The organism is Acinetobacter brisouii, from assembly GCF_008993995.1.
GTDB classification, from domain to species: domain Bacteria; phylum Pseudomonadota; class Gammaproteobacteria; order Pseudomonadales; family Moraxellaceae; genus Acinetobacter; species Acinetobacter brisouii_A.
Genome location: NZ_BKNN01000084.1, coordinates 1 through 6784, shown reverse-complemented (window position 1 = coordinate 6784; position 6784 = coordinate 1). Strand labels below are relative to the sequence as shown.

The 6784-nt window shown below is 46.2% G+C and carries 5 protein-coding genes; 2 read left to right on the top strand and 3 right to left on the bottom strand.

What is annotated here, in order from left to right:
- The 3 genes from GBN19_RS13725 to GBN19_RS13715 form a co-directional block, all read right to left on the bottom strand.
- Positions 1-777: PAS domain-containing protein (locus GBN19_RS13725; RefSeq protein ID WP_151778527.1), on the bottom strand; the 777-nt coding region annotated here is incomplete at its 3' end.
- Between the two features lie 7 nt (positions 778-784).
- Positions 785-1465 (bottom strand): response regulator, encoded by a 681-nt coding sequence (locus GBN19_RS13720; protein ID WP_151778526.1) that lies wholly within the window; start codon positions 1463-1465, stop codon positions 785-787.
- Between the two features lie 12 nt (positions 1466-1477).
- Positions 1478-2653, bottom strand: a complete 1176-nt coding sequence (locus GBN19_RS13715) for a sensor histidine kinase (RefSeq protein WP_151778525.1) — start codon at positions 2651-2653, stop codon at positions 1478-1480.
- Positions 2654-2890: 237 nt separating this feature from the next.
- On the opposite strand from GBN19_RS13715, the gene GBN19_RS13710 reads away from it, so the two are divergent.
- Positions 2891-5233: a DUF1989 domain-containing protein gene (locus GBN19_RS13710; RefSeq protein WP_151778524.1), complete on the top strand. Its 2343-nt coding sequence runs from the start codon at positions 2891-2893 to the stop codon at positions 5231-5233.
- A gap of 110 nt (positions 5234-5343) precedes the next feature.
- Positions 5344-6663 carry an ammonium transporter gene (locus GBN19_RS13705; protein ID WP_151778523.1) on the top strand — a complete coding sequence of 440 codons (1320 nt, stop codon included), beginning with the start codon at positions 5344-5346 and terminating at the stop codon, positions 6661-6663.
- The last annotated feature ends 121 nt before the right edge of the window (positions 6664-6784 follow it).

Genomic DNA, 6784 nt, shown 5'->3' with positions numbered 1-6784 from the left:
GGGTTCAGGCATCTGCTCCGCAGTGCGCCAAATCACACCTTCAACTGCCAAAATCATATCGCTTTCTGAGTAAACGCCCCATCCAATATCCTGCACCCAAACCACCTGCTTACCATCGAGCAAGATTCGGTAAATCACATCAAAGATTCCTTTTTGATTCAGCGCATCTTGCACAGATGACCAGACATAAGGGGCATCATCTGGGTGAATCATCTGTCCAAAACGAGGCGTATTGAGTAACTCTGTTGGAGCATAGCCTGTCACATCCACACAGCCATCACTCAGATATTCCATTGTCCAGTCAAAATCATTGCGTGAACGGTACAGCATCATCGGTAAGCGCTTGATCAGATCATTCAAGCTGCGCTGCTGTGCCGATTGTCGATATTGCTGTTTAATTTTTTCAGTCTGATCGGAGAGCAACAAACACCAATAATACTGCTGTGTCTCAGGCTGGCTCACCAAATAATTGGCAGAGAGTTCAAACCAACGTAAATTCTGCTGTGCATCCCTCAGGCGGATACGACAACTTTCCGTAAGCTGTGGTGAACTCAGTAGACTTTTGAGTTTATGCACATCTTCTGGATATAAAGACAAACTCAGGTCTTGCATGTCACTTTGGCTAAAATGCTGCCACGTAATATTACTTTTATAAATATTGAGATATTGGTCGACAATCAGTACCGCTTCGGCAAAACGGTCAAATACAGGTGACCAATAGCTGTGTAACAACTGCAAGGGGTAAACCTGTGCAGGACGGCGAAACAATTTCAGCATAGTCACCTCAACTTCGCAATGATTTCAAATGCTGATGCGCCCATACGGACAATTCCAAACGTGAATGTACGCTGAGTTTACGCAGCAAGCTTTTGACATAGACTTTGACCGTACCATCACTAATGCCGAGTTCGCGTGCAATCAGTTTATTGTTCAGCCCTTTGGCAATCAACAGCAGGGTTTCTTTTTCCCTTGCGGTCATGTCCGCCAAATCCTGTTGTTCTTGTTGTTCAATTTCCCAAGATTCGGTTTCACTGAGCTGCGGCTGCACACGGCGCACTTGTCGCGCCAAAATATTCACACCTTGCCCATGTAAAATGATCTGTCCATCCAAGACATCATGCAATTTTTGCAAAATCACTTCGGGTAAGGTGTCCTTCGGCAAAAAGCCATTTGCCCCCAATTGAATCGCATCAATCACCACTTGCTCATCTTCACAAGCCGTTAGGATAATGACTTTAAGTTCCTGATCGGTCTGACGAATGTGCTTTAAAATCTCCAAACCCGATTCATTTGGCATTTGCAAATCGAGCAACACCACATCGGGATATTGCTCGAAAAAGTCTTGCAAAAACTCTGCGCCAGAAGCATATTCGGCAAGCACATCATAACCCTGTTCCTGCCGAATAATGTCTGCAACCCCACGGCGAAATAATGCATGATCATCTACAATACTGACTTTACACATGACGACCTTCCTCTAATGTTGTTCCAAAAGCAATATGACGCAGGTGCCTTGCGGCTGATTAGCAACAAAACGTAGTTCTGCGCCAATCCGTTCCGCCCGCTCCTGCATAATTTCTAAACCAAAACTGTCACTACGTTTATTTTGTAACTGAATGCCACGCCCATTGTCACAAATACAGATTTGCAACGCTCCCGAATTCAAATACTCAATGCGTACCTGCGCGCTTGAAGCATGAGAATGCCGCACGATATTGCTCAGGCTTTCCCGAATAATGTAGAGCAGTTGCATGGCATGTTTGGCGCTGACTTTGAAATGTGCCACCCGATTGTCCAATTCAAAGGAAATACTGGACTGGTGAGAAAACTCATCCATGACTTTATTCAGTGCCGAAGCAAAATCTAGTTCTTGATAGGCCAAACGTGAGGCGGTAATCAGCTCGCGTGTCTGCTGATAGGCGTAGTGGGTATAACTGGCAAGGTCTTCACTGAGTGGCAACAAGGCACTATAAGCCGACTGGTTTTTACACAGGCTATGTAGCTGTGCCGACTTCAAGCGTAAAAAGCCCAAGACTTGTGCAATGCTGTCATGCAGTTCTGCAGCAAATTCACGGCGCTCTTTGAGTAAAATTGCCTGCCGTTTTTGTTGTTGCTCAATCCAGTGCTGGAAGCCTTGTTGCAAGGCATCATCCAGTTGTTGCAGATAAGGTTGCATGTCACGATCAACCGTATTCGTCTGCTGCACATAGACCCGCCAGACCACCACTTCTTGTCCCAGTACCAACCAACGTGCCTGATGGTTTTGAATCTGTAGCAGGTTTTCAAGCTTAGACTGAGCGTAATAAGTTTGATTCAGTAAAACCGACTGAATCTGGTTTAAATCCTGTCGCTCAAGTTGAATCTCTTGAGCATAGTAAATAAAACATTCCTGCGTAAATGGATAGCACAACACAAGGCACAGTTTTGGCACATGCTGCATTGCAAAAGTGCCATTGAGCTGCTGTTGCAGGTCATGCAGTAACTCAGGCAATTGTGAATTGGGTTGCTCGACACGGGCAATATTCAGCATGAGTCGAAGCAGCAGACTTTCATATCGTGCAGCAAAGAGTTGCTGTTGCAGCGAGGTTTCTGCTGCATCTGGCGCTGTACGGCGCTTGTGCCAGATCTGTGACCAAGACTGCCAAGCTTTCATTGCCACTCCGTATCGTATTGCCTAATCCACTGCATCTTTGCCCCATTTTTATTCTTAATAGTTATAAAATTTGAGCATTATTCATGCCAAAATCAGGCTTTACCTCATTGGGGGTAATCATTCTGGGCAATTGTGATCTGTTTTTGAACTGGCGATATTGAAACTCATCAAGGCATAACAACAGGCAAATGAGCATGTGGTGATGCGAGTGAGGACAACAGCGCAAAGGCAATGCATATGGGCAATTTATCACAGCATCTTTCAGTCGAAACTGAGCAGTTTTTCCATTTACAGGTTCCGCTGCAACAGATTCAGTTACGGGTTGATCCGCAATCGGCTCTGTTGTTGTCACTTGAAGCTCAAGATGAATTAGAACTGAATCTTCCAGCAGATCAAGGGATCGAAATCTTGGTGCGAAATGCACACGGTAAAATCCAGTTACCCTTGCTACAACTGGTTAGCCCCAATGGCATTATCAGTATTGGAACAGCAGTACAAACGTTTGAACAACTGGTACAACAAGACAGTGTTGCTCAGCGCCTTGAATACCAGTTACAAAAATTCAAGATTACTCAAACAGATTTAGATGTGGTGCTACGCATACAACAGACTGAACATATCCGTTTTCGTATCACCGAAAACAGTGCTGTGATTTTACTCAATACTGGTAAAAATATGCAGGTCGATCAGCAAGATGCGATTGATGAAGTTCACGCCACCATCCATAAAGCCAAAGCCCAAACTGAATACCTACCTGCACCACTGGCACAGCCGATTCAGGAGATCCGCGTGGGCAAAGCCAGTGCCAAAACCTATAGCGTCAAAGCAGGACAATGGATTCAGATTATTGATGTGTCAGGCAAGCAATGTTCAGACTTTTTAGCCTTTGATGCCAAAGCATTGGAACATGGTCAGGAAATTGGACTAGATGCGGTTGCAACTCGCACCCTACTCGGGCACAGCACCCCAACGCCTGGCATTCACTCACGCTTTTATGGCACAGACATGCAAGCCTTGGTTGAAGTGGTTCAAGATACTGTGGGGCGACATGATATGTTCCTGACTGCATGTAGCCCGAAATTTTATGAAGACAGTGGCTACTTTGGACACATCTCCTGCACCGACAACTTTAACCGCATTCTAAGTCCACTCGGTTTGAGCCCTAAAGCCGCATGGCCTGCGATCAATTTTTTCTACAACACCCAAGTTGAAGCTTGCGGTAGCATCAGCATGGACGAACCGTGGTCACGTGCAGGCGACTATATTTTGCTGCGCGCACACAAAGACCTGCTCTGTGCTTCATCGGCATGCCCTGACGACATCGACCCATCCAACGGTTGGGTTCCCAGCGACATTCATGTGCGAATTTATGCCGAATCCGAGCAATTCCTACGTTCCCAACTGTACCGTACCCATCCTGAGGAGATGCCCCGCATGACCAAACAAAGTGGCTTTCATTCGCGTATAGCTACCCTAACCTCGCACCTCGTTGAATATCATGGATATTGGGTGGCTGATGAATATCATGGTTGGGGTGCCAAGTCCGAGTATCTGGCGTGTCGTGAACATGTGGCAATGATCGACCTTACCGCTTTACGCAAATTTGAAATTACAGGACCCGATGCCGAGAGTTTCTTGCAATACATGCTGACGCGCAATGTCCGCAAACTGGCGATTGGTGAAATTGTCTATTCTGCGATTTGCCTTGAAACAGGCGGCATGCTGGATGACGGCACGATTTTCCGTTTGGGGGAAAACAACTTTCGCTGGGTCTGTGGTGATGAATACACAGGCACATGGCTGAAACAAAAAGCGCAACAACTCGGTTATCGGGTCAGTATTCGCCACTCTTCAGATCAGATTCACAATGTTGCTGTGCAAGGACCTCACAGCCGTGAGCTACTCAAGCAACTGATTTGGACACCTGAACATCAACCCAACCTCGACCAACTGGCATGGTTTCATTTCACGCTCGGACGTTTGGGCAATGCGCAAGGCATTCCTGTCATGGTGTCACGCACAGGCTACACAGGTGAACTGGGCTTTGAAGTGTGGTGTCATCCGACTCATGCTGAACAGGTTTGGGATGCGATCTGGTCGGCAGGGCAAGCTTTTGAAATTGCACCGATGGGTTTTGCCGCACTAGATATGCTGCGCATCGAAGCAGGTCTGATTTTTGCACAACATGAGTTCGATGCTCAAACCAATCCTTTTGAAGCAGGCATTGGTTTTACCGTTCCATTAAAAAGTAAAGAAGAAGACTTCTTGGGCAAGCAAGCCATGCAAAATCAAACTGCACAAAGTCGGCACAAATTGGTGGGCTTGGTTTTAGAACAAAATGAGGCAGCTCAACATGGTGACCTGATTTATGTCGATCGTTACCCAGTCGGTGTGGTCACCAGTGCCACCAATTCCCCTTTACTGAAAAAACAGATCGCACTGTGTCGGGTTGCCCCGCAATACGCCAGTGCCGAGACCACTTTAGAAATTGGCAAACTCGACGGGCAAAAGAAACGCCTGAAAGCCAAAGTGGTCAATTTACCGTTTTACGATCCTGAGCGTACTCGGGTTCGTGCCTAAGTTTTTTAATTCTCCTGATTGCCGAGTATGAACTGGGCAATCTGCAAAAAAATGGATGTTTTGTTTCGGCAAAACGCAACGTATTGTGATCATTACACAAGGAGAGAAATATGAATATTCGTTCTATTTCGAGCTTAGTATTGGGTTGTTTATTGTTGTCGCCACACTTTGCACAGGCAGCAGAAACAGCAACATTGAACCAAACATCGACCTCATGGGTCATGACATCGATCGTCTTTGTCATGATCATGTTTATTCCAGGGTTGGCTTTGTTTTACGGCGGTATGCTGCGCAGTAAAAACGTCCTGTCGATCTGTACCCAGTTTTTTGCCTTTGCAGGCATTATCGGACTGATGTGGATTACCCATATTTACAGCATGATTGTCGATACTACAGGCATGCATGACGGTACGTTTAATCTTGCCAGTTTTGTCGGTGGTTTCGATAAAGCCTTTATGCATCATGGTGTGACCGACCAATCGTTAATGGGTGATATTCCTGAATATGTAACCTCAGTGTTTGGCATGACCTTTGCCATGATTACCCCTGCAATTGTCGTGGGTGGCTATGCAGAACGGATGAAGTTTAGTGCCATGGTGATTTTTGTAATCCTCTGGACAACCATTGTCTATGCGCCTATGGCACACATGGTTTGGGGCGGTGTCGGTTCTGCCATGCACAACTGGGGTGTACTGGATTTTGCTGGTGGGACAGCCGTACACATCAACTCAGGCATTGCTGCACTGGTTGGTGCGATGATCATCGGACGTCGTAAAGACTGGAAAACTCAAAATATTGCCCCACACAACTTGGTCTATACCTTCATCGGTGCAGGTCTACTTTGGGCAGGCTGGTTTGGTTTCAACGTCGGTTCTGCACTTGCAGCCAACGCAAGTGCTGGTTTAATCATGATGAATACCCAAGTTGCAGCATGTGCAGGGATTGTCGGCTGGATGATCATTGAAAAAGTGCTTGATCGACACACCACCTCGTTAGGGCTTGCTTCTGGTGCAATTGCAGGTTTGGTCGGTATTACGCCTGCGGCGGCTTATGTTGGCGTATTTGGTGCAGCAGCCATCGGACTGATCACAGGCATGGTGTGCTTCTACGCAGTCACTCGCCTTAAAAATGTACTCAATATTGATGACTCTCTTGATGTCTTTGCCTTACACGGTATTGGCGGGATGGTCGGCGGAATTTTGACGGGTATTTTTGCTTCACCACTCTTGGGCGGCAATATCACAGGTCTTGATTTTGGCACACAGTTTATTGCTCAAATGATTGGTATTGTGGTGACAGTCATCTATAGCGCAGTCTGCACATGGGGCATTTTCAAAGTGATCGAACTGACTGTCGGCCTACGTGTTTCACATGAGGAAGAGGAAAAAGGTCTTGATCTAAGCGATCATAACGAACGCGCTTATAACTAAACATTTTAAATACTTTCCCAATCGGGCAGAAGTACAGCTTCTGCCCGATTTTTTGCGCCAATTGATTGCAATTCCCTACTATTTAAATGTGTTTATGCACATTTTTTGTTCACAATACATC

Coding starts and splice junctions, on each gene's coding strand:
- GBN19_RS13720 (WP_151778526.1), bottom strand. CDS start 1,465: ATGTGTAAAGTCAGTATTGTAGATGATCATGCATTATTTCGCCGTGGG.
- GBN19_RS13715 (WP_151778525.1), bottom strand. CDS start 2,653: ATGAAAGCTTGGCAGTCTTGGTCACAGATCTGGCACAAGCGCCGTACA.
- GBN19_RS13710 (WP_151778524.1), top strand. CDS start 2,891: ATGGGCAATTTATCACAGCATCTTTCAGTCGAAACTGAGCAGTTTTTC.
- GBN19_RS13705 (WP_151778523.1), top strand. CDS start 5,344: ATGAATATTCGTTCTATTTCGAGCTTAGTATTGGGTTGTTTATTGTTG.